The 20854-nt window shown below is 62.5% G+C and carries 24 protein-coding genes; 12 read left to right on the top strand and 12 right to left on the bottom strand.

Annotation, left to right across the window (positions count from 1 at the left end; genetic code table 11):
- Positions 1-3: 3 nt before the first annotated feature.
- Together V9T28_RS03420 and V9T28_RS03415 are read right to left on the bottom strand one after the other, a co-directional pair.
- Positions 4-435 (bottom strand): porin, encoded by a 432-nt coding sequence (locus V9T28_RS03420; RefSeq protein WP_158554798.1) that lies wholly within the window; start codon positions 433-435, stop codon positions 4-6.
- A gap of 152 nt (positions 436-587) precedes the next feature.
- Complete coding sequence (locus V9T28_RS03415; protein WP_116400843.1) at positions 588-1343, bottom strand: 16S rRNA (uracil(1498)-N(3))-methyltransferase; 756 nt, start codon at positions 1341-1343, stop codon at positions 588-590.
- 250 nt (positions 1344-1593) lie between these two features.
- Here V9T28_RS03415 and V9T28_RS03410 point away from each other — a divergent pair, with 250 nt between their 5' ends.
- From V9T28_RS03410 to lpxK, 7 genes are all read left to right on the top strand, one after another.
- A complete protein-coding gene (locus V9T28_RS03410) occupies positions 1594-2067 on the top strand; it encodes a hypothetical protein (RefSeq protein WP_116400842.1) in 474 nt (157 codons plus the stop codon).
- A gap of 5 nt (positions 2068-2072) precedes the next feature.
- Positions 2073-2999: a 4-hydroxybenzoate octaprenyltransferase gene (gene ubiA / locus V9T28_RS03405; RefSeq protein WP_116400841.1), complete on the top strand. Its 927-nt coding sequence runs from the start codon at positions 2073-2075 to the stop codon at positions 2997-2999.
- Positions 3000-3077: 78 nt separating this feature from the next.
- Positions 3078-3884 carry a 3'(2'),5'-bisphosphate nucleotidase CysQ gene (locus V9T28_RS03400; protein ID WP_116400840.1) on the top strand — a complete coding sequence of 269 codons (807 nt, stop codon included), beginning with the start codon at positions 3078-3080 and terminating at the stop codon, positions 3882-3884.
- A 66-nt stretch (positions 3885-3950) separates the two neighbouring features.
- On the top strand, positions 3951-4184 hold the full coding sequence (locus V9T28_RS03395; protein WP_116400839.1) for a DUF4170 domain-containing protein: 234 nt from the start codon (positions 3951-3953) through the stop codon (positions 4182-4184).
- Positions 4185-4193: 9 nt separating this feature from the next.
- Positions 4194-4916, top strand: coding sequence for a lysophospholipid acyltransferase family protein (locus V9T28_RS03390; RefSeq protein WP_245424093.1), 723 nt, complete (start codon positions 4194-4196; stop codon positions 4914-4916).
- On the top strand, positions 4913-6202 hold the full coding sequence (locus V9T28_RS03385; protein WP_116400838.1) for a 3-deoxy-D-manno-octulosonic acid transferase: 1290 nt from the start codon (positions 4913-4915) through the stop codon (positions 6200-6202). Before V9T28_RS03390 ends, V9T28_RS03385 begins: the two co-directional genes overlap by 4 nt.
- Positions 6199-7185 (top strand): tetraacyldisaccharide 4'-kinase, encoded by a 987-nt coding sequence (gene lpxK, locus V9T28_RS03380; protein ID WP_116400837.1) that lies wholly within the window; start codon positions 6199-6201, stop codon positions 7183-7185. The genes V9T28_RS03385 and lpxK overlap by 4 nt, the downstream gene beginning before the upstream one ends.
- Positions 7186-7354: 169 nt before the next feature.
- On the opposite strand, the gene V9T28_RS03375 is transcribed toward lpxK, so the two are convergent.
- From V9T28_RS03375 to pgsA, 9 genes are read right to left on the bottom strand one after another with little or no spacing between them, the layout of a single operon-like run.
- Positions 7355-8224, bottom strand: a complete 870-nt coding sequence (locus tag V9T28_RS03375) for a patatin-like phospholipase family protein (protein WP_116400836.1) — start codon at positions 8222-8224, stop codon at positions 7355-7357.
- Positions 8225-8252: 28 nt separating this feature from the next.
- Positions 8253-8708, bottom strand: coding sequence for a GNAT family N-acetyltransferase (locus V9T28_RS03370; RefSeq protein ID WP_116400835.1), 456 nt, complete (start codon positions 8706-8708; stop codon positions 8253-8255).
- Positions 8705-9592 (bottom strand): alpha/beta fold hydrolase, encoded by an 888-nt coding sequence (locus tag V9T28_RS03365; RefSeq protein WP_116400834.1) that lies wholly within the window; start codon positions 9590-9592, stop codon positions 8705-8707. The genes V9T28_RS03370 and V9T28_RS03365 overlap by 4 nt, the downstream gene beginning before the upstream one ends.
- Before the next feature lie 19 nt (positions 9593-9611).
- Positions 9612-10877 (bottom strand): phosphoribosylamine--glycine ligase, encoded by a 1266-nt coding sequence (purD, locus tag V9T28_RS03360; protein WP_116401080.1) that lies wholly within the window; start codon positions 10875-10877, stop codon positions 9612-9614.
- Between the two features lie 16 nt (positions 10878-10893).
- Complete coding sequence (locus V9T28_RS03355; protein ID WP_147306436.1) at positions 10894-11535, bottom strand: DUF3859 domain-containing protein; 642 nt, start codon at positions 11533-11535, stop codon at positions 10894-10896.
- A complete protein-coding gene (locus V9T28_RS03350; RefSeq protein ID WP_116400832.1) occupies positions 11508-12068 on the bottom strand; it encodes a DUF3859 domain-containing protein in 561 nt (186 codons plus the stop codon). The genes V9T28_RS03355 and V9T28_RS03350 overlap by 28 nt, the downstream gene beginning before the upstream one ends.
- 36 nt (positions 12069-12104) lie before the next feature.
- On the bottom strand, positions 12105-12560 hold the full coding sequence (locus tag V9T28_RS03345; RefSeq protein WP_116400831.1) for a molybdenum cofactor biosynthesis protein MoaE: 456 nt from the start codon (positions 12558-12560) through the stop codon (positions 12105-12107).
- A gap of 7 nt (positions 12561-12567) precedes the next feature.
- Positions 12568-12819, bottom strand: a complete 252-nt coding sequence (gene moaD, locus V9T28_RS03340) for a molybdopterin converting factor subunit 1 (RefSeq protein WP_116400830.1) — start codon at positions 12817-12819, stop codon at positions 12568-12570.
- 1 nt (position 12820) lies between these two features.
- Entirely contained in the window at positions 12821-13429 is a 609-nt protein-coding gene (gene pgsA, locus V9T28_RS03335; protein ID WP_445242149.1) for a CDP-diacylglycerol--glycerol-3-phosphate 3-phosphatidyltransferase, read from the bottom strand.
- 226 nt (positions 13430-13655) lie between these two features.
- On the opposite strand from pgsA, the gene V9T28_RS03330 reads away from it, so the two are divergent.
- The 5 genes from V9T28_RS03330 to V9T28_RS03310 all read left to right on the top strand — a co-directional run bounded on the left by V9T28_RS03330 (position 13656) and on the right by V9T28_RS03310 (position 18175).
- Positions 13656-14609 carry a carbohydrate ABC transporter permease gene (locus V9T28_RS03330; RefSeq protein WP_245424092.1) on the top strand — a complete coding sequence of 318 codons (954 nt, stop codon included), beginning with the start codon at positions 13656-13658 and terminating at the stop codon, positions 14607-14609.
- A complete protein-coding gene (locus V9T28_RS03325) occupies positions 14599-15417 on the top strand; it encodes a carbohydrate ABC transporter permease (protein WP_116400828.1) in 819 nt (272 codons plus the stop codon). The genes V9T28_RS03330 and V9T28_RS03325 overlap by 11 nt, the downstream gene beginning before the upstream one ends.
- A gap of 9 nt (positions 15418-15426) precedes the next feature.
- A complete protein-coding gene (locus tag V9T28_RS03320) occupies positions 15427-16740 on the top strand; it encodes an ABC transporter substrate-binding protein (protein WP_116400827.1) in 1314 nt (437 codons plus the stop codon).
- 6 nt (positions 16741-16746) lie between these two features.
- A complete protein-coding gene (locus tag V9T28_RS03315; RefSeq protein ID WP_116400826.1) occupies positions 16747-17565 on the top strand; it encodes a phosphodiesterase in 819 nt (272 codons plus the stop codon).
- Positions 17566-17677: 112 nt separating this feature from the next.
- Positions 17678-18175 (top strand): ester cyclase, encoded by a 498-nt coding sequence (locus V9T28_RS03310; protein WP_116400825.1) that lies wholly within the window; start codon positions 17678-17680, stop codon positions 18173-18175.
- Between the two features lie 234 nt (positions 18176-18409).
- Here V9T28_RS03310 and uvrC read toward each other — a convergent pair whose 3' ends face one another.
- Positions 18410-20464, bottom strand: coding sequence for an excinuclease ABC subunit UvrC (gene uvrC / locus V9T28_RS03305; protein WP_116400824.1), 2055 nt, complete (start codon positions 20462-20464; stop codon positions 18410-18412).
- Positions 20465-20854 lie beyond the last annotated feature (390 nt).

The following is a 20854-nucleotide window of genomic DNA, read 5'->3' as shown; positions in this document are numbered from 1 at the left end:
CGCTTAGCGGTTGTCGGACGACATTGCGCCGCTGAACTGATCGGCCCGCAGGCGCAAATAGCTGCGCGCCGTCCCGAGGCCCGTCGGCGTCCGCACATCCATGGTGATGGATCCTTGGGTCAAGGTGCCCGTATGCCCGCCGCGCGCGCCACCGGTCGATAGAATGGCGCCGGTCGTCGCGGGTGCCGGCGGCGCGACGTCGGCTGGACGAGAGAAATGCCCCTTGAAACCGGTCGAATTCCAGCTGTATTCGGCCCGGACATAGCCGCTGACCTTCACGCAGGTCGTCGTGCCCTCGACGGGGACGAAGCCGGGACCGTAGCCCGCGCACTGACTCGTCCTCACCGCCGCAGCACCGCCGCGATTGGGCAGCGGCTCGCCGGCGAAAGCGCCGGCGGCGGGCAAAATGAGCAAGAGACAAGCGAGACGCTTCACGTAAGCCCCTGGAAGACTCGGCGCACCCGATTCGATGTGCCCTTCGAACGTTAATTAATTGTAATGATGGCGAAACCGTGATGGTTTCAACTTAGTCCAACTTTATGCAGACATATTTCCTGTGTGCGACATTTTGGAGTCACCCTGCCCCCTTAGCGCCAATCCCCCAAGCAGGCCTGAACAAGCGCCAGCGCTGCGACCGCCGCCGTGTCCGCACGCAGGATGCGGGGCCCCAAAGACAGGCGCAACACATTGGAAAGGAGCAGGAATTGCGCGCGCTCCTCCGGATCGAACCCACCTTCGGGACCGATCACGAGGGAGAGCGGCGGCACGGATCCCCCGCGGCGTAACGTCTCGAGCGCGGCGAGCGGACCGCCGGGCGCCGCGTCCTCGTCGCAAAAGATCAACGTGCGATTCTTCTGCGGCCATTCGTCCAAAACCTGCCGCAGCGGCACCTCGGCATGGACTTTCGGGAGAGACAGCACGCCGCATTGTTCCGCTGCCTCGATCACATTGGCCCGCATTCGCTCCAGATTGACCCGGGAGGCTTGCGTGCGCCGGGTGATGACCGGACGAATCGCGCAAACTCCCATTTCGACCGCCTTCTGCACCATGTAATCGAGCCGCGCGTGTTTGAGCGGCGCGAACAGCAGTTCGATATCGGCGGGCCGGTCCTGGCCGCGCGTTTTCTCCGTCGCGATGAGCCGCGCCGCCTTTTTCGAGGCGATGCTGAGCTGGGCGCGCCATTCGCCGTCTCGGCCGTTGAAAACCAGCACGCCAGCGGCCTCCGGCAACCGCAGGACATTGAGAAGATAATTCGCCTGGTCCTTATTCAGGGCAATTTCGGCCCCGGCATGCAGAGGCGCATCGAGAAATAGCCGGTGCGAGGTGAAATCGTAGCGGGACAAGCGGCCTCCAATGGACCTAAGGTCAAAACTCTACGGTGTAGTGACCATTTAACCTAGATAGTTAAAGGCTTATGCACGATGGCACGGCTTTGAGAAGGGACTGCGCGGGAACAATTGCAGGCTTTCCGGGCCTCTCCCGCCATGAAGCCGCCGTTTTCCGGCCATATGAAGCCGGCGTAATGATCTGCTTGCAGGCGGCTATGCGTCCTTGCTAATGAGGGACCGGGAAAATCAGGAAGGGTTGTTTGAGATGCGCACTGGTCTGAAATTTGGCGCGAAAACGTCGTCGCGTTGCATCCGGATCGGCGCATTGGGCGTTCTGGCGGTTTTGCCGTTCCTCGCCTCGCCCGTCTCCGCGCAAAGCTGCGGCGAAGATTGGCAGAAGCTGGTGCAGCGCCGCACGGCGGCCATGGCGTCTCTGAATTCCATGAAGAAAGATGAGCATGGCAAGCTCGACGCCGAAGTTGCCTGCCCGAGAATCCGCAATTTGGCGGCGGTCGATGGTGAAATCGTCGCCTATGTCGACAAGAACAAGGATTGGTGCAACATCCCAGACGCAATCGTCGCGCAGACGAAGCAAGCTGCGGCCGGCGATGCCGGCATGGCCTCCAAGGCCTGCAGCGTAGCGGCGCAGGAGCGCAAGGCCAAGCAGCAGCAGGCCCAGGGCGGCGGTGGCGGCGAGGCGGCGCCTGCGGCACCTAAGCTTCCGTCCGGCCCGCTCTAATCGCGATGTCCGCCTCGGCCCAATTGCCGGACGCCGCCCGCGGCAATCTTTTCACACGGCTCGCACCGCCCGCATTTTTGCCCTTCGTGCAATTGGCCCGGCTTGACCGGCCGATCGGATGGTGGCTGGTGCTGCTGCCGTGCTGGTGGTCATCGAGCCTCGCAGCCGTCGCCTCGCATGCGAGCCCCAATCTTCTGCACATTTTGTTGTTCCTGATCGGTGCCATGTCGATGCGGGGTGCCGGATCGACCTACAATGATCTTGTCGACCGCGATCTCGATGCGAAGGTCGAGCGCACCAAGGGCCGCCCGCTGCCATCGGGCCGCGCCAGCGTCAAAGCCGCCATCTTGTTCCTGGGCGCGCAAGCATTCATTGGCTTTCTAGTGGTGATCAGTTTCAATACGTTCACCATCCTGCTCAGTTTTGCCTCGCTGCTGATCGTCGCGATCTACCCGTTCATGAAGCGGGTCACCTCGTGGCCGCAGGCGGTGCTCGGCCTTGCTTTCGCCTGGGGCGGCCTCGTCGGCTGGTCGGCGTTTACCGGCAGCCTCGCCTGGCCCGCCGTGCTGATCTATGCCGCCGCGAATTTCTGGACCATGGGCTATGACACGATCTATGCCCTGCAGGACGCGCGCGACGACGCTATAGCCGGCATCAAATCGACCGCGCGATTTTTCGGCAGCAATGTCCGCAGCGGCGTCGCGCTGCTTTACACTGCTGCGGTGATCCTGACGGCGCTCGCAGCAGTTTTGGCCCATGCCGGGCTCCTCGCATGGCTGGGCGTCGCCGGCTTTGCCGCCCATCTTGCCTGGCAGGTCCGGTCGATCGAGATTGGCAATGTGACCTTGTCGCTGCGGCTCTTCCGGTCCAACCGCGATGCGGGGCTTATCCTTTTCGCCGGATTTTTTCTGCAAGCGCTTATTGGCGCCTGACGTCCCAGACGGCTCCTTGCAGGGCTGGCGCAATGCTTCTAAAGCGGAGGGGATAGAGGCGCCCATCCGTTGACGATCATGACATCCTCCATTCCCGATCCGGCCGCAGCGCGCGATATATTGGTGCGGGCGGTGGAAGCGGCCGGTCCGCTGGCTTTGCGCTATTTCCGCGAAGGGGAATCCACCTCGGCGAAGGTCGCCCATAAGCACGGCAATTCGCCGGTGACGGAAGCCGACCATCTCGTCGATGAGGCCCTTGCGAAGGCGCTGCGGCCAGCCTTTCCGGAAGCCGGATGGCTGTCGGAGGAAAGCGCCGACGACGAAACCCGCCTCGACAAGGACCTGACGCTGATCGTCGATCCGATCGACGGCACCAGGGGCTTCATGACGGGCGATTCCTGCTGGACCATCTGTGCCGCCCTGGTGCATCGAGGCCGCCCCATCGCCGGTGTCGTCTACGCCCCGGCGCGGGACGAGACCTTTGCCGCGGCTCTCGGTCACGGCGCGGTGCTCAATGGCCGGACGCTCCGCCTTGACGCCTGGCAACCCGAAGCTGGCCTGCGGATTGCCGGCCCGCGCAGCGCGATTTTCGATTTCGAGCGGCTCGGATACACGATCGAGCGCCGCTCCTATGTTCCGTCCCTGGCCTATCGGATCGCGCTGGTGGCGGCAGACCGCGCAGACGCGGCCGTCGCCACCAAAAATTCGCACGATTGGGATATTGCGGCGATCGATCTGATCGTCGCGGAAGCGGGCGGCAGGCTCACGGATCTCGCCGGGGAACCGCCGCGCTACAATTGTCCCGTACCGCGCCATCCGCCCCTGATCGCCAGCAAGGCGAACCTGCATGGGATTTTGCTCGAAGCCCTGCCGCCCGTCGCCTGAAACGCTTGCGCTGCACCATGACCTCCCCTTACAAGAGGCCACTTTGGCAATGAGAGAGATTGACCGATGAGCGAATCGAAGCAGTTGTTGCATCTCGTCCTTGGCGGCGAATTGGAAGATTTGAACAGCACCACCTTCAAAGACCTGTCCAAGGTCGACCTCGTGGGCGTCTATCCCAATTTCGCGCAGGCCCAGGCGGCGTGGAAAGCCAAAGCGCAGGGCTCGGTCGACAATGCACAGATGCGCTATTTCGTGGTCCATCTGCACCGCCTGCTCGATCCTGAGGCAACGGCCGACTGACCGGAAAATATGCTGAAAAAACTGTCGCGCGCGCGCCCCGTGCAAGAACTCGCCGGCTATATGGCGGCCGGCTACCTGCGGTTCGTGAAAAATACGACCGATTTTGTTCGCGTGCCGGAAGGTCTCGAGACCATTCTGCTCGACCATTGGCCGCCGATCATCGCCATGTGGCATGGCCAGCACATCATGATGTCCTTCGGCCGCCCGCCCGGCCGGCCGGCGAGCGCCTTGATCTCGCGGCATGACGATGCGGAGATCAACGCCATTGCGCTGCGCCATCTCGATGTCGAAGCCATTCGCGGATCGGGATCGGAGGGCGTTGCCGGCAAGATGCAGCGGCGCGGCGGCGTGCAGGCGTTGCGCGCCATGATCCAGGCACTACAAAGCGGCCGGATGGTCGTGCTGACCGCCGATGTTCCGAAAATCGCCCGCATCGCCGGCGACGGCATCGTCACGCTCGCCAAATTGTCGGGCCGTCCGATCTTTCCCGCAGCGGTCGTGAAGAACCGCCGTTTCGACTTCCAGTCGTGGGACCGTGCCAGCTTTCCCAAACCCTTCGGCAAAGGCGCCATCGTTCTCGGCGCGCCGATTTTCGTGGCGGCGGACGCCGACAGATCCACGCTCGAATCGGCGCGGCTGGCGGTGCAGGCGGGTCTCGATGACGTTCACAAACGCGCCTATGATCTGGTCGGCGATCGCGACCCGGGCGCCGATTTGCGCAAGAGCTCATGATCAAGAAACACCCGCTCCTCACCCTCTACCGCGGCGCGACGCGCGCGCTGAGCCCCTTTGCCGGCGCGTTTCTGACCTGGCGCCTGGCCAAGGGCAAAGAAGACCGTGCGCGGCTGAAGGAGCGGCGCGGCTTTGCCTCGGCTCCGCGCCCCGCCGGGAACCTCGCCTGGTTGCACGGCGCGAGCGTGGGCGAAAGCATTTCGCTGCTGCCGCTGGTCGATCAATTGCTGGCGCGCAACTTTTTCGTGCTGGTCACAACGGGCACCGTCACATCCGCCGAAATCCTCACGCAGCGCCTGCCGGCGCGATGCCTGCACCAGTTCCTGCCTTTGGACGCACCGGCGTTCGTCCGGCGTTTTCTTGACCATTGGCGGCCCGATCTCGCGCTTGTCGCAGAATCCGAACTCTGGCCGAACCTGGTCTACGAGACGAACGAGCGGCATATCCCGCTCGTGCTCGTCAATGCACGCATGTCCGAGCGGTCGCTGAAACGTTGGCAAAGATTGCCGAAACTGATCGGCGCGCTGCTGAGCCGGATCGACCTGATTTTAACGCAGACCCAGGACGAGGCTGCGCGTTACATGCGGCTCGGTGCGCCGCGGGTTCTCGTCTCCGGCAATATGAAATACGATGTGCCGCCGCCAACCGCCGATCCGGCGAAACTCGCGGAGCTCACGGCGGCCATCGGCGACCGGCCGGTCTGGACCGCCGCGGTGACGCGGGAAGGCGAAGAGGAGATTTGCGGCGATGCGCATCTGCGCCTGCGCGAGCGCTTTCCGGAACTTCTCACCATCATCGTGCCGCGCCATTCCAATCGCGGCGGCGAGATCAATGCGCAATTGACGAAACTCGGCCTTAATGTCGCGGCGCGCTCGAAGAATGAGACCATTACGCCGCGAACCCACGTGTATCTCGCCGATACGATGGGCGAATTGGGGCTGTTCTACCGCTGCAGCAATCTCGTCCTGATGGGCCGCACCTTCACCGGTTTCGGCTCCAATCCGATCGAACCGGCCAAGCTCGGCTGCGCCATTCTGCACGGTCCGGAATACAGCAATTTCAAAGAAGTTTATGAAACCCTCGACGCCGAACATGGCGGCCTGATGGTCGAAGATGCGGAGGAACTCGCCATTGCGCTGGCGGCCTTCCTGACCGACGCGTCGAAATTGCGCGGCACGGCGCGCATCGCCAAAGAGGTGGTGCAGCATCAAGGCGGCGCGACGAGCCGTATCATGCACGCGATCGAGCCCTATCTGATGCAGATGTCGATGGAGTTGCATCAGTGAAACAAGCGCCGGATTTCTGGTGGCAAAGCGAAACGGGGCCCCTCGCCCGCACGCTGACGCCGCTGGGAAAAGTCTACGGCGCGATCACGGCACGACGCATGGCGAAACCGGGTTGGCGCGCGCGCGTGCCGGTGATCTGCATCGGCAATTTCGTCGCCGGTGGTGCCGGCAAGACCCCAACGGCCATCGCCTTGGCGCACCTGCTGCAGCAGATGGGCGAGCGCGTCGTATTTCTCTCGCGCGGCCATGGCGGCGCGCGGCGATCAAACCCGCTCATCGTCGACCCATCGAAACATAGCGCGCGCGACGTCGGCGACGAACCGCTGCTGCTGGCACGTGTCGCGCCGGTCGTCGTCACGCCCGACCGGGTCGCTGGAGCGCACTTAGCGGAGGCGCAGGGCGCAAGTGTCATCGTCATGGACGACGGGATGCAAAACCCGTCCTTGACCAAGACGCTGACGTTCGCCGTGGTCGATGGCGCTTCGGGCGTTGGCAATGGCCTATGCATTCCGGCCGGGCCGCTGCGCGCGCCGCTCGATGCGCAAATGCGCTATGCCGATGCGCTGATCATGATCGGCGAGTTGCGCGGCGCAAGGCCCTTGGCGCAAGCCGCGCAGACGCAAGACAAACCGGTGCTGCGCGGCCGTCTCATGCCCAATGCGGGAGTTGCAGAGCGACTCGATGGCGCGCGGGTGATCGCCTTTGCCGGCATCGGCCGGCCGGAGAAATTCTTCGACACGGTCAGCGCGTGCGGCGCAACCGTGCTCGCCACCCGCGCATTCGCCGATCATCACGCTTTTTCCGCCATCGATCGCGTGCGGCTCGAGCGGCAGGCGGAACAGCAAAAGGCCCTGCTCGTTACGACCGAAAAGGATGCGGTGCGGCTGCCAAAGGATTTTCCCGCGCTCGCGCTGCCGGTCGAATTGGAGTTCTTGGATAAAGGCGCGGTTAAGGCGCTTTTGAATAAGGTCAAAGGACGTTAGCCGAGGCCTTCACCGTCATTGCGAGCGAAGCGAAGCAATCCATCCACGCACCACAATAATTTGTCGCAGTCGCGGCCGTTGCGCTTGCGATTTCGCGAGGGAATCGATCACTGTCGTCGGTTGGGAGATGGATCGCTTCGCTTACGCTCGCAATGACGGCGAAAGACTCTCATGCCTGCTCCAATCGCGCGCCAAGACCGCGTTTGATCTCGTCCTTAATTGGCTCGGAAGCTTTCAGGATCTCTTTCGTCTTGAAGAAATCCAGCGCGCGAATGCCATTGAGTTGCGGGCAAACCAGCAGGTCGGGCTGATGCACTTTCAGCTTCTGCGCCAGGATCGCCGTCTGCATGATGTTGACCGCGCCGATGGTCGCTTCGAGCGCGCCGGGGATGCCACGCCCGCCCTCGAGCAAGCCGCCGCTGACGTCGCAGGCGATCGAAAACATACTGCGCGGCAAGTGGTCATACGGTAGCGGATTGACGCAGCCGCCATCGACCAACGTCAGACCCATCGCGTGCACCGGCTTCAAGAGACCCGGAATCGCCATGGACGCGGCAACGGCCGGTGCCAGCAATCCGTCCTTAAACACCGCTTCCTTGCGGCCGAAAAAATCCGTCGCCACGGCGACGAACGGAATGCGCAGATCCTCGAAACGATCCGGCACGATTTCGGGCCAGAACAGATCGAGCAGCACTTCGGCATCGACCAGCATCGGATTGTTCAGCCCCTGCCGGAACATGTCGCGCATCGTGCCAACGCGCGCGCGCAGCACCCGCGCCATGACATCCGCACGGTCGCGCATGGTTGTCGCGACATGATGACGAATGTCGTGGCCCGACATGCCTGCCGCATAAGCCGCCCCCACAATCGCGCCCATCGACGTGCCGGCGATGATGTCCGGCCTCAAGCCCAACTCGTCGAGCGCCTCGATCACGAGAATATGTGCCAAACCTCTCGCCCCGCCGCCCCCCAGCGCCAGAGCGATGCGAGTGGGGCCCTTGCGTTCCGGTTTTGCGTGCCGCACAGGAACTTTGCTCATGCGCGCTCCTTCGAGTTAGGACCTGAACCTAAAGCTTCAATTTAAACCCCGCATGCGATTTCTCGAAGCCGAGCTTCTCGTAAAAGCGATGCGCGTCGGCGCGGCTGCCGTGCGACGTCAATTGCAGGATGGCGGCGCCGGCATGCCGAGCGCGCTGCATGGCATCCTGCATCATTTTCGAGCCAAGGCCGGCGCCGCGCAGAGGCGCGGCAATGCGCACCGCTTCCACCGTCGCACGCACCATGCCCTGAATGGCAAGGCCTTGCATGATATTGAGCTGATAGGTTCCGACGATCTCGCCATCTTGCTCCGCCACGATGAGCTGCGCGTCCGGATTGCGCGCGATATTGGCGAAGGCCGCATAATAGGTTTGCGGCAAGGGCTGCCGATTGTCCTCGCGCTGGCGGCCAAGCGCGTCGTCCGCATAAAGCGCCACAATGGCAGGCACATCCTCGCGCTGCGCGGCGCGATAGTTGATCGTCATAGCAGAAAGTCCTTCATGGCGGCGAGCGTCGCCGCGGCGTTTTCTTCGGCGAGGAAATGGCCGGAATCGAGCGTGACGCCCGTCGCCTCTGGCGCGAAGGTTCTGCGCCATGTCGCGAGCGGCGCGCCGGCAAGATACGAATTGCCGCAGATCACATGAACCGGACACGAAATCGTTTTGCCCTGCTTCATGTCTTCTTCGTCCTGGGCGCGATCCTGGTTCGCACCGGCGCGGTAATCCTCGCAATAGGCATGGATGCGCAAGGGATCGGTGAAGCTTTGGCGATAGGCGGCAAGGGCGCGCGAATCGTAGATCCCCAAGTCGTGCGCCTTGCTCCACTTTATCAGCTTGTCGTCGCCATAGGCACGCGGATCGCGGGCGATGTCCTGTTCCGGCTGCGGTTCGGGCCGCGCCAGCCACGGCCAATGCGGCGCATCGTCGCCGCCGTCTTCACGCTGTTCCCACACGATGAAGGTCGGTTCAATATCGAGCAGCGCCAGCTTTTCGACGCAGCCCGGATGATCGAGCGCCAGCCGATAGGCGACGCGGGCACCGCGGTCATGGCCGGCGACACGAAAGCGCACGTGGCCGAGCGCGGCCATCACCGCCACGACGTCTTCGCCCATCGCGCGCTTCGTATAGGCTTCGCCCCCGTGTGAGCGCGGCACCGCCGACCAGCCGTAACCGCGCAGATCCATCGCCACAACGGTGAAATGCTCGGCAAGCTGCGCCGCAACGCGATGCCACATCACATGGGTTTGCGGAAACCCGTGCAAGAGGACGAGCGGCGGACCCGAGCCGCCGGACCGGGCAAAGATCTTGCCGGCTTCCGTATCGATCCAATGGGAGGCAAAGCCTGGAAACAGATCGTGCGTGTCCGACATGAAACCTCCTAAAGAAGAGCTAGGATATGGCGCGCCAGCCGATGTCCCTACGACAGAAACCGCCGGGCCAGTCGATGCGATCGACAGCGCGATAGGCTTTGGCCTGCGCCTCGGCGGCATTCTGGCCGAGCGCCGTGACATTGAGAACGCGGCCGCCATTGGCGATCAGCTTACCATCCTCGAGTTTGGTGCCGGCATGAAAGATCACCACATCGGGCTCGGCAGCGGCCTGCTCCACGCCCTTGATCTGCGTCCCCTTTTTCGGCGTGCCGGGATAATTCTCCGCCGCCATCACGACGGTCAGCGCCGTCTGCGGCTTAAGATGCACCGGCGCTTCCGGCAAATCGCCCTTGGCGCTCGCCAGCAGCAGCGCCAACAGGTCGTCCTGCAGCCTGAGCGTCATCACCTGGCATTCGGGGTCGCCGAAGCGCACGTTATATTCGATGAGTTTCGGCCCATCGCGGCCGATCATCAGGCCGGCAAATAAAATGCCGCGGAACGGCGTGCCGCGCGCCTTCATGCCGGCAACGGTCGGCTCGATGATCTCGCGCATGACGCGCGCGCTCATCGCTTCGGACATGATGGGGGCGGGCGAATAGGCGCCCATGCCGCCGGTGTTGGGGCCCGTGTCGCCGTCGCCCACGCGCTTGTGGTCCTGCGCCGAGGCGAGCGCGAGCGCCCGAGTTCCGTCGCACAGGGCGAAGAAGGACACTTCCTCGCCGTCGAGAAAATCTTCGATCACCACTTCCGCTCCAGCGGCCCCGAAGGCGCCGGCGAAGATCATCTCGATCGCCTCGACGGCCTCAGAGACAGTGGCGGCGACCACGACGCCCTTGCCGGCCGCAAGCCCGTCCGCCTTTACCACGATCGGCGCGCCTTTCCGCCGCACGAAACCGAGCGCACCCGCCTTATCGGAAAAGCGCTGATAATCGGCGGTCGGGATGTGAAAGTCGCGGCACAGATCCTTGGTAAAGCCCTTCGACCCTTCGAGCTGCGCGGCCGCCTTGTCGGGGCCAAAGGCCAGGATGTTGTTTTGCCGCAAGCTGTCGACGATGCCATCGACCAGCGGCGCCTCGGGCCCGACCACGACGAAATCGATCTTCATCACATGGCAGAAGGCAACGACGGCGGCATGGTCCGCGACATCGAGCACGACATTTTCGCCAAGCGGTGCGGTGCCGGGATTGCCGGGCGCGATAAACAGCCGGGTCAGCAGAGGGCTTTTCGACAGGGCCAGTGCCAAAGCATGTTCGCGGCCGCCGGACCCAAGAAGCAGAATGTGCATACGATCAAAATCCAATTCACCTGCGCGTGTTTAACCCCGCAATCATAGTTCGTTCAAGTCTCGTCATTGGCAGCAGCCGCAGTTCGGAGATGCCGGCGCAATCGCCGGTCACATCGAATTTATCCTCCAGCAGCAGCCGGTCGCCCTGCCAGACCTGGAACGTCCAGGTTCCGCGCAGCACTTCCCAATCGTAATCGAATTTATAGACATCCACCCGCGCCGTGCCGATGGTGCCGGCAAAGGTCGTGATCGCCTTGGCGATGGGCTGATCCACGGCGGGGTCGTTGAGCGGGCGCGGCGGAATCACGACCGTCTGCATCGGAACCAGCGCTCCGGTGGGCGCGCCGATCAACTGGAATTCATGACCGAACGTCGAGCCGAGGCACGCCGGGACCTGTACGGCGTCGGTGACGAATTTCATGTCTTTGACGGTCACCGAAAACCCCAGCCTGGTATGCACTTCGGGCTTGGTTTCGTCGCGCACCGTCAGAAAGATCCCGTGCCGGAGGAGCTTGACGCCATCGAGATGGGCGGCCTCGGCATGAGCGGCCGTCGCTATCATCGATGCGATCACGGTCGCCAGCGCGAGCCCCCGCATGCGCAGCCCCCTCAAACAATAACTCACGTCAATTATCTGAGCGCCGCGCTGCGCAGCCAAGTCGGCAATTCGGGTGACCAGGAAACATTGTTGCAGTTCAGCGTCACGTTGAACTTTTCTTCCAGGATCTCCTGCTCGCCGTACCAAAGCTGAAACGTCCAGATGCCGGGCACCAGTTCCCACGCATAATCGAACGTATAGGCGCTGAACCCCTGGCCGCCGATCAGGCCGGTGGAGTCGCTCGTGACGGTGTGAATCGGCTTTGCCACTTGCGGATCGTGCATGTCCTGTGGCGGAATCGTCACGCTATGCAATGGCAGCGAGGTGCCGATCGGCTTGCCGATCACCGCATATTGAAAGCCGAAGGTCATGCCGAGACAGGCCGGAACATTTGTCGTGCTTTCGGTAAGGTGAAAATCGGCGACAGGCTCGGTAAAACCATGTTCGCTATGGGTTTCGACGATGCCTGGCGCACGGCTGATCTTGTAAATGCCGCGGGCGATGGTCAGCGTGCTGATTTGCGGCCAATCCTCCGCGCGCGCCGCTCCCGATGCCAGACACAGGCCGAGTAGAACAGGCAAAATATACTTCATATCTGATCCCGTTCGGACAATGGTTCTGTGACGAAATTATCGTGACCAGCGGCGCGCGGCCGAATCATCCGCCTCCGTCGCGGCGACCCAGCCCGGTGACGATCCGTCGGGCCGATGTTCCTTCTTCCAGAACGGCGCCTTGGTCTTCAAATAATCCATCAGGAAATCGGCCGCCGCGAAGGCCGCCGCGCGATGCGCCGACGCCGTCACCACGAGCACGATCTGTTCACCAGGGGCGATCTTGCCGAACCGATGAACGATGGTCACGCCTTGCAGCGGCCAGCGCGCCTCGGCTTCCCCCGCAAGCCGCGTGAGTTCCACCTCGGCCATGCCCGGATAGTGCTCGAGTTCAAGGGCCTGCAAGGTGCCGCCCTCGTCGCGGCACAGGCCCGTGAACGTGACCACGGCGCCAATATCCTTGCGTCCCCGGGTCAGCGCCGCGGTTTCCGCTCCCGCATCGAAATCCTCACGCTGAATGCGGACATTCGCCATGCCGCGCTCACCCTCCCGTCATCGGCGGAAACAGGGCGATCTCGCGAGCGCCGGCGATGGGCGCATCGTGCTTGACATGCGCCTGGTCCATGGCGACCCGGATGATCTTCGGATTTTCGAAGGCATAGGCATATTCGTCGCCCCGGCCCGCCAGCCAATGGATGAAATCGCCGGCGGTCTTGACCTCGTCCGGCGGCACGATGATCTCGTCGGCCTTGCCGACCCGCTCGCGCACCCAGGCGAAATACAAAACCTTCATCCTATTCATCCACCACGTGTTTGAACCCGGCCTTCATATAGTCCCAACCCGTATAGAGCGTCAGCAGTGCCGCGACCCAGAGCAGCGTCAGGCCGATGGCGATCGTGCCCGGCAAAATCGTCTCGCCCGCCCGGCCGGCGATCAGGAAGCCGAGCGCGATCAATTGCATCGTCGTCTTCCATTTGGCCACTTTTGTGACCGGAACGGAGACGCGCAATTCGGCGAGGTATTCGCGCAAGCCCGAGACCAGGATCTCGCGGCACAAAATGACGATCGCCGCCCAAACCGAAAAGCCGGTGATGGTCTGGTTGTAGACCAGAACGAGCAGGCAGGCGGCGACAAGCAGCTTGTCGGCGATCGGATCGAGCATACGGCCGAGCGACGATTGCTGCGCCCAGGCGCGGGCGAGATATCCGTCGAAGAAATCTGTGATGCCCGCCAGGGTAAAGAGCGCCAACGCAACCCATCGCATCCAGAGCGTCTCCGGCCAGAACAGGCAGGCGGCGACGATCGGCACGGCAACGACCCGGCCGTAGGTGAGGATGTTCGGCAGGTTCCAATACCCGCTCTTGGTCGGCGACGAGGATGAGGACATAGGATGAGGGAACATGTTCCTGTTACAACGTCAATGACCGGAAAGCCGCAGCGGCGAAAATTTCGCATTTTCGCCGCTGCGAATTGTGCCAGAAAAACAATTACCTAAAGCGTTACGGCAAATTCGCGACCGCAAGGCGACAAATTTGCGCTGGGAGCGCGACACCGCGACCCGATATGCACGGCTTTGCCTGTCAAATCTGGGGCTGACTCAATGCCGCAGCAGACTCGGCTCGCCCGTCATGAAGCCGTCGCAGATGCTGGCCTATTTGGGCCGAATGACCGTGATCGCTTCCGTCTCACCCACTTCGGCGCCGGCCGCCGCCGTGCGCGCCGGCAAGAACCCTCTCGTGCTGGCGCTGCTGCTCGGGCCGTCGCTGATCTTTCTGGCTGCATTTGCCTATTGGCCGGTGCTGCTGGTGCTGGTGCAATCCTTCAGTCTCAGCCAATTGGGCGAACATGGCTTTGGCCTTGGCAATTATGCCCGCCTCCTGAGCGATCAGCACTTCGGCATCGCGATCCTGAACAACATCATCTATGCCGTCGGAACGATCGTTCCCAGCCTGGTGCTGGCCCTCGCCTTTGCCCTCGCCCTGCAAAACAACAAGAAGGTGACGGCGGTGCTGCGCACGCTGATCGTCATGCCGCTGTTCATTCCGCTCGTCGCCGCCGCTGCGCTGTTCAGCTTCATATATCTGCCGGGCGGCGGCCTCATCGACTTCTATCTTGCGAAACTCGGGATCGGCCAAACCAATTGGCTCGGCAGCCCGAGCACCGCCCTGCCGGCGGTCATCGTCGTCACCATCTGGAAGAACACCGGCTATTACATGCTGTTCTTCCTCGCCGGCCTCGCCGCCATTCCGACCGATCTCCTCGATGCAGCCAAGATGGACGGCGCCACCGCGCTTGGGCGCCTGCGGCATATCATTCTGCCGCTTCTCGGCCCGACCTTCGCCTTCGTGCTGCCGATCGCACTCCTCAACGCGCTGACCCAGATCGATCACGTCGTCACCATGTGGCCGGGCGGCCCCAGCGACGATGCCAACCTGCTGCTCTACTACATCTACCAGCAGGCGGTGCAGAACAACGACAGCGGTCTTGGTGCCGCCGCAACCGTCGTCGGTGTTGGGGGCCTGCTTGCGCTGACAACCCTGGCGCGCCAGGCCCTCGACCGGAGCATCCATTATGAAAGCTGACGGACGGTTTCTCGGCCTGCTCCTGGCCGGAGCCGGCGCGCTTTTGTGGGCCATTCCGTTCCTGTGGATGCTGATCGCGGCCTTCCGCCCCGGCGTGCCCATAGACATCGCCTCGCTGACGCCGACAGGCCCCTTCAGCTTCGAGAATTTCACCGATGCCTGGGCCAGTGGGCCCTTCATCACCTGGTATCTCAACACGCTCATCATGTGCGGCGGCATTCTCGTCGTCCAGATCATCACGGTGTCGGCAGCGGGCTATGCGTTCGCGCGGCTCGAATTTCGCGGCAAGGAACTTTTGTTCGCGGCCTTTCTTGCGCAATTGTTGCTCATTCCGTCGCTGCTGCTCGTCCCCAATCTCACGACGCTGAGCAAGCTCGGCCTCTACGACACGATGCCCGGCGTGATGGCGCCCTATTTCGCCTCGGCCTTTGGCGTCTTTCTGATGCGCCAGACGTTCCGCACCATCCCACGCGACTATGAGGAGGCGGCGATGATGGACGGCGCCGGCCTCTTCACGGTGATCTTCCGGATTTTGCTGCCGCTCGCGCAGCCCGCCATGACCGCCTTCGCCATCGTCTCGGTGACGTCCCACTGGAACGAATTCCTGTGGCCGCTCGTGGTCCTCACCTCGCCGCGCCAGCAGGTCCTGACCGTTGGGCTCGCGTCCTTCGCCTCCGGCACGGAGGCCGGTTCGTCCTGGGGCACTCTGGCGGCCGGCACCCTGCTCGTCGCCGGCCCGCTTTTGCTCTTGTTCCTGATTTTCCAACGCCGCTTCGTCGCCAGCTTCGTGTTCAGCGGCATCAAATAGGAGATATTCATGCAGGTTACGCGCCGCGAACTCATGGCCTTTGCCGCGACGGCCGCTTTGGTCACGCAGGCCAAGGCCGACAGCGCCACGGAGATCGACTTTTTCTTTCCGGTGCCGGTGCAAGGCGCCCTCGCCACGCAAATGCAGAAGCTGATCGCGCGTTTCAACAGCGAGCATCCCAACATCAATGTCACCGCCGCCTATACCGGCAGCTATGACGACACCAATTTGAAGACGCGCACCGCGATCAAATCGGGCAAGCCGCCGGCACTGGCGCTGATGTCTGCCAATTTCGTGCGCGAATATGCGATCAATGGCGAAGCGGAACCGTTCGACGACCTGATCGCCGCGCAGAACACTACGACGGATGCCTATTTCGACCGGTTCTGGTCGCCGCTGAAGCCAAATGCGGTGATCGACGCCCATGTCTACGGCCTGCCGTTCCAGAATTCGACGCCGCTGCTCTACTACAACACCGACGCGTTCAAGGACGCCGGCCTCGACCCCGATCATCCGCCGGCCGATTGGAGCGAATGGCTCGACGCGGCGAAAAAGCTGACGAAGCCGGACGGTTCGCGCGTAGGCCTGATGTTCCCTGGCACGTATGATTATTGCGGCTGGCTGACGTCGGGCCTGACCATGGCCAATGGCGGCGAATATTATAATCACTCCTACGGCGGCGAGGTCTTCTACAATTGCCCGTCGACCATCGGTGCGTTGAGCTTCCTCGACGCGTTGGTGAACGGCGCGAAAGCCATGCCCGCGGGTGTCTCGGACACCAACGCTTGCACCACGGCGTTTTTCGCCGGCAAGGTCGGCATGATCGTGCTCTCGACCGGCTCGCTCAGCTTCATCCGCAACAACATGAAACTGCCTTACAAAGTGGCGTTTCTGCCCAAAGGCCTACGGCATGCCGCTCCGATCGGCGGCGGCAGCCTGATCATGCCCAAGGGCAACAGCCCGGAGCGCCGGCAAGCCGCCTGGACCTTGGCGCAATGGCTGACCTCGCCGGAAGTCAGCGGCGAATGGAGCCGCTTCACCGGCTATTTCGCCCCCAACAAGCAGGCCTACGATCTGCCCGACATGCAGAGCTTCCTGAAAGACCATCCGGACGCCAAAGTCGCGCTCGATCAGCTCGCTTATGCCGTGCCGTGGTTCGACACGTTCAATGTCGTCGCCGTGCGCAAGGCCATGGAAGATCAGATCCAGGCGATTTTGAACGGCAAGGTGAAACCGGCGGACGCTGCCGCCAAGGCCCAGGCCGCCGCGGACGAATTGCTGCGCCCCTATGTCACGCAAACCGCTCTGCGCCCGTGGAGCTGATCGCACATGATCATCGTACAGCTTTCGGACTTGCATGTGCGCCCCTATGGCAAGCCCTGCAACCGCGTGAACGAATCGAACATGCTGACGGAGCGGGCTTTCCGCGCCGTCGCTCGGATGCAGCCTAAGCCGGATGCGATTCTCATCACTGGCGATCTCACTGATTGCGGTTTGGTTGAGGAATATGCAGAGCTGCAAAAACTGCTCGCGCATTATTTCGACGGTAAAGTCTTTGTCATTCCGGGCAATCATGACCGGCGCGAGAATTTCATCGCGGCGCTGAAGCCGCCGGTCGCGCCCACGGGCTTCGTCGATTATGCAGTCGATCTTGGCCCGGTGCGGCTTGTGATGCTCGACACGCTCCTGCCGGGCAAAAGCGCCGGGGAATTGCGGCCGGAACAATTGCAATGGCTCGACGAGACGCTGGCGCAAGCGCCGGCGACGCCGACCATGATCGCGATGCACCATCCGCCGTTCCTCGCCTCGATCCTGCACATGGACAAGATCACGCTGCAGAATGCGGATGCGTTTCGCGATGTGATCGCGCGCCATGCGCAAGTGGATCGCATCATCTGCGGCCACTATCATCGCCAGATCACGGCGCGGGTCGGCAATGCGCTCGCCACCATCGCGCCGTCGACCGGCGTGCAGGTCGCGTTCGATCTGCATCCGCAGGCAGCCTCGGCCTTCGTGAAGGAGCCCGGGCAATATGTCGTGCATGTGTGGACGCCGGAAAGTGGGTTCGTGTCGCACACGGTCTATGTCGAAGACTTCGAGGGGCCCTATCCGTTCGTGCTCGACGCCGAATATCCCGGCGAGAGCTGACACGCGGGACAGGGCTGGACACGGGCGACATTTTGTCCGTGAATGATTCATGGCCAGCGCGCCGGGCTACAGGCTTGGCACACATCAATGGCCGTGAAAGGCGAGGCGCGACATGCAGAACCGGAGACGATTGCTCACCCAAGGCGCGTTGGCTGCAGGCGCTCTCATCGCGCCAACACTTGTATCGGCGCAAGAGAAAGCCGATGGCAAAGCGGTCGCCGAACGCTTTGCCGCAAGCCTCAACGCGCATGACATAAATGCCTTCGGCGCGCTCTTCGCCGACACTTACGTCAATCACCAGACCAGTGCCGCCGCGCCGGTTCCGAAAGAGAAGACTGCGAAAGAAGCGACGGTCGCGTATTTTGCGGCGCGCCTCGCCGGGATCCCGAACCTTGCCGTAACGATCGAGGTGCTGGTCGCCAATGGCGATTCGGTCGCAGCCAGTTTCGTCTACACGGGCAAGCACGAGGGACCCTATTTCGGCGTCGCACCGACGGGTCGCGAGCTTAAGTTCACCTCCTGCGATATTTTCCGCGTCGCCAACGGCCAGATCGTGGAACATTGGGGCATGGGCGACATCGCCGGGATCCTTGCGCAATTGAAGGCGTGAGTAACAGATAAGCGCGCGCGGCGTCATTGCGAGGAGAGCGAAAACGACGCGCAAACCCTTCTCCCATAGGGAGAAGGTGGCGCGAAGCGACGGATGAGGGGACACGGAATCATCGCAGGCTACGTTCTTGCCGAGGCCAATCTCGCAAGAGTATCCCCTCATCCGTCATGCTTCGCATGCCACCTTCTCCCTATGGGAGAAGGGTTTCGCGCGGCATTGCCCTACAAACCTGTATCACCCGCTCGTCTCATGGAAGAAATCGTAGACGAGCTTGGCGGTCGCTTTGTTCACGCCGCTCGTGCGCTCCAAATCCTCCAGCGACGCGCGCGCCACCGCCTTCGCCGTGCCGAAAGCAAGCAGCAAAGCGCGCTTACGCGCCGGACCTATCCCTGCGATCTCGTCGAGCGGGCTCTTGGTGAATTCGCGCTTGCGCTTGGCGCGGTGCGTGCCGATGGCGAAGCGGTGCGCCTCGTCGCGCAGACGCTGGACGAAATAGAGCGCCGGATCGCGCGGCGGCAATTTGAACGGCTCGCGTCCGGGCACAAAAAAGGTCTCGCGGCCCGCATCGCGATCGGGCCCCTTGGCGATGCCGACCATGGGAACATCGGTCACGCCGAGCTCCTCGAGCACCGCGCGCGCCGCCTCGAGCTGGCCCTTGCCGCCGTCGATCAGAACGAGATCGGGGCGTGCTGGAAACGCATCGGGATCGGCGCCCGGCTTCTCGACCGGAACATACGAGTCGGTTGCAATGTCATAGTCCGGCCGCTCGCCATTGACCTCCTGCACCTCTTCGCTTTTTTCCTTGAGCAGGCGCGCAAACCGCCGTTTCAACACCTCGCGCATCATTCCGAAATCGTCGCCGGGCGTCAGGTCCGGCGTCTTGATATTGAACGTGCGGTAATGCTGCTTCATGAAGCCCGAGGCGCCGGCCACGACCATGGCCCCGACCGCATTGGTGCCCATGATATGCGAGTTGTCGTAGATCTCGACGCGCCGGATCGGTTCCGGCAAGCCGAAGGCCGCCGCCAGCGCGGCCAGCAATTTCTCCTGGCTCGCCGTATCGGCCAATTTGCGCGACAGAGCCTCGCGCGCATTCTGATTGGCGTGGTCGAGCAGGTCCTTCTTCTCGCCCCGCTGCGGTACGGCGATCTCGATCCGATAGCCGGCGCGCGCGGACAAGGCTTCTTCCAAAAGTTCCTGGCTCTCGATCTTGTGGCTGAGCAGCACGAGGCGCGCCGCGGGCTTGTCGGCATAAAACTGCGCGACGAAGGAATCGAGCACTTCGGCCGGCGTCAGATTCTTGTCGGCGCGCGGAAAGTAAGCGCGGTTGCCCCAATTCTGGAAGGCGCGGAAAAACACGATCTCGATGCAGAATTGGCCCGCCTGTTCGGACAGACCGAACACGTCCGCCTCTTCCACGCTGCGCGGATTGATGCCCTGCGTGCCCTGGATGGTCGACAGCGCGGAAATACGGTCACGCAATTGCGCGGCCTTTTCGAATTCGAGATTCTCCGCCGCCTGCAGCATGTCGTTCGCGAGGCGCTCGCGCACGGCGATGCTTTTGCCGGAGAGAAAATCGCGCGTCTCCTTCACGAGTTCGGCATAGTTTTCTGAGCTGATTTCGCCGGTGCAAGGCCCGGCACAACGCTTGATTTGATAGAGCAGGCACGGCCGCGTGCGATTGTCGAAATAGGAATCGGTGCACGTGCGCAGCAGGAAGGCGCGCTCCAGCACATGCAAGGTGCGGTTGACCGCGCCGGCGTTGGCGAAGGGGCCGAAATAATCGCCCTTGCGGCCGCGCGCGCCGCGATGCTTGGTGAGCTGCGGGCTCGCATGATCGCCGGTCAAGAGAATATAGGGAAAGCTCTTGTCGTCGCGCAGGAGCACGTTGAAGCGCGGCTTCAATTGCTTGATGTAATTGGCTTCGAGCAGCAGCGCCTCGGTCTCGGTTTCCGTCACCGCAAACACCATGGAGCAGGTCGCCGCGATCATCCTTGCGATGCGGTCGACATGGCCGGTGAGCCGCGTGTAGCTCGCCACCCGGTTTTTCAGCGATTTCGCCTTGCCGACATAAAGCACCTCGCCGTCCGCGCCGATCATGCGATAGACGCCGGGCGCATTGGGCAAAGTCTTCCAATGTTTGCGGATGACCGCCACCCCGCGCCGCACCGATTCCGGCGCGGCGGCGGCTTCGTCATGCAGTTCGAGATCGATGCCCGAGGCGGATTCGGAGAGGTCGTCCTCATCCTCCAGGAGCTGCAGCGGGGGCGAATCTTTGGGGTCGGTCATAGTGCTTTATATAGGCGATGGATGGTCGAGGTCCCAAGAGCGTGGGATGTCAGAATCTGACAGCTGCCGTTGCGGCGACAGCGGGCGTCCCGATGGACTGGTCCGGCGATTCTTACCCCTCATCCTATTGATATAAATGAATTATTCTCTCTATTAGTTTGTTCCCAAAAAATTTTCATTTTGCAGTTGTTGCTCCCCTTTCTTTGACGCGCGGCAACACCCTCCCGTTTCGGACCTGAACCAAGTCCGAGCGGGCCTATTACGATAATCAAAAACGACTTCAGAATTTAGAACATAAAGAGAACATTGTCAACGATACGCTGAGGGCGAGCTGCCGCTGGCGCGACAAGCACTTGAACGGACCGCGGCCATCCTGGCCGCAAAGCAGCG

It is taken from the genome of Methylovirgula sp. 4M-Z18 (assembly GCF_037890675.1).
GTDB lineage: Bacteria > Pseudomonadota > Alphaproteobacteria > Rhizobiales > Beijerinckiaceae > 4M-Z18.
This window is presented reverse-complemented; position numbering and strand designations above follow the sequence as displayed.

What these genes read in the sequence shown, in the direction of transcription:
- V9T28_RS03410 (WP_116400842.1), top strand. Translation starts at nt 1,594, where the DNA reads ATGCGCACTGGTCTGAAATTTGGCGCGAAAACGTCGTCGCGTTGCATC.
- ubiA (WP_116400841.1), top strand. Translation starts at nt 2,073, where the DNA reads ATGTCCGCCTCGGCCCAATTGCCGGACGCCGCCCGCGGCAATCTTTTC.
- V9T28_RS03400 (WP_116400840.1), top strand. Translation starts at nt 3,078, where the DNA reads ATGACATCCTCCATTCCCGATCCGGCCGCAGCGCGCGATATATTGGTG.
- V9T28_RS03395 (WP_116400839.1), top strand. Translation starts at nt 3,951, where the DNA reads ATGAGCGAATCGAAGCAGTTGTTGCATCTCGTCCTTGGCGGCGAATTG.
- V9T28_RS03390 (WP_245424093.1), top strand. Translation starts at nt 4,194, where the DNA reads ATGCTGAAAAAACTGTCGCGCGCGCGCCCCGTGCAAGAACTCGCCGGC.
- V9T28_RS03385 (WP_116400838.1), top strand. Translation starts at nt 4,913, where the DNA reads ATGATCAAGAAACACCCGCTCCTCACCCTCTACCGCGGCGCGACGCGC.
- V9T28_RS03375 (WP_116400836.1), bottom strand. Translation starts at nt 8,224, where the DNA reads ATGAGCAAAGTTCCTGTGCGGCACGCAAAACCGGAACGCAAGGGCCCC.
- V9T28_RS03370 (WP_116400835.1), bottom strand. Translation starts at nt 8,708, where the DNA reads ATGACGATCAACTATCGCGCCGCGCAGCGCGAGGATGTGCCTGCCATT.
- V9T28_RS03365 (WP_116400834.1), bottom strand. Translation starts at nt 9,592, where the DNA reads ATGTCGGACACGCACGATCTGTTTCCAGGCTTTGCCTCCCATTGGATC.
- purD (WP_116401080.1), bottom strand. Translation starts at nt 10,877, where the DNA reads ATGCACATTCTGCTTCTTGGGTCCGGCGGCCGCGAACATGCTTTGGCA.
- V9T28_RS03350 (WP_116400832.1), bottom strand. Translation starts at nt 12,068, where the DNA reads ATGAAGTATATTTTGCCTGTTCTACTCGGCCTGTGTCTGGCATCGGGA.
- V9T28_RS03345 (WP_116400831.1), bottom strand. Translation starts at nt 12,560, where the DNA reads ATGGCGAATGTCCGCATTCAGCGTGAGGATTTCGATGCGGGAGCGGAA.
- moaD (WP_116400830.1), bottom strand. Translation starts at nt 12,819, where the DNA reads ATGAAGGTTTTGTATTTCGCCTGGGTGCGCGAGCGGGTCGGCAAGGCC.
- pgsA (WP_445242149.1), bottom strand. Translation starts at nt 13,429, where the DNA reads ATGTTCCCTCATCCTATGTCCTCATCCTCGTCGCCGACCAAGAGCGGG.
- V9T28_RS03330 (WP_245424092.1), top strand. Translation starts at nt 13,656, where the DNA reads ATGAAGCCGTCGCAGATGCTGGCCTATTTGGGCCGAATGACCGTGATC.
- V9T28_RS03325 (WP_116400828.1), top strand. Translation starts at nt 14,599, where the DNA reads ATGAAAGCTGACGGACGGTTTCTCGGCCTGCTCCTGGCCGGAGCCGGC.
- V9T28_RS03320 (WP_116400827.1), top strand. Translation starts at nt 15,427, where the DNA reads ATGCAGGTTACGCGCCGCGAACTCATGGCCTTTGCCGCGACGGCCGCT.
- V9T28_RS03315 (WP_116400826.1), top strand. Translation starts at nt 16,747, where the DNA reads ATGATCATCGTACAGCTTTCGGACTTGCATGTGCGCCCCTATGGCAAG.
- V9T28_RS03310 (WP_116400825.1), top strand. Translation starts at nt 17,678, where the DNA reads ATGCAGAACCGGAGACGATTGCTCACCCAAGGCGCGTTGGCTGCAGGC.
- uvrC (WP_116400824.1), bottom strand. Translation starts at nt 20,464, where the DNA reads ATGACCGACCCCAAAGATTCGCCCCCGCTGCAGCTCCTGGAGGATGAG.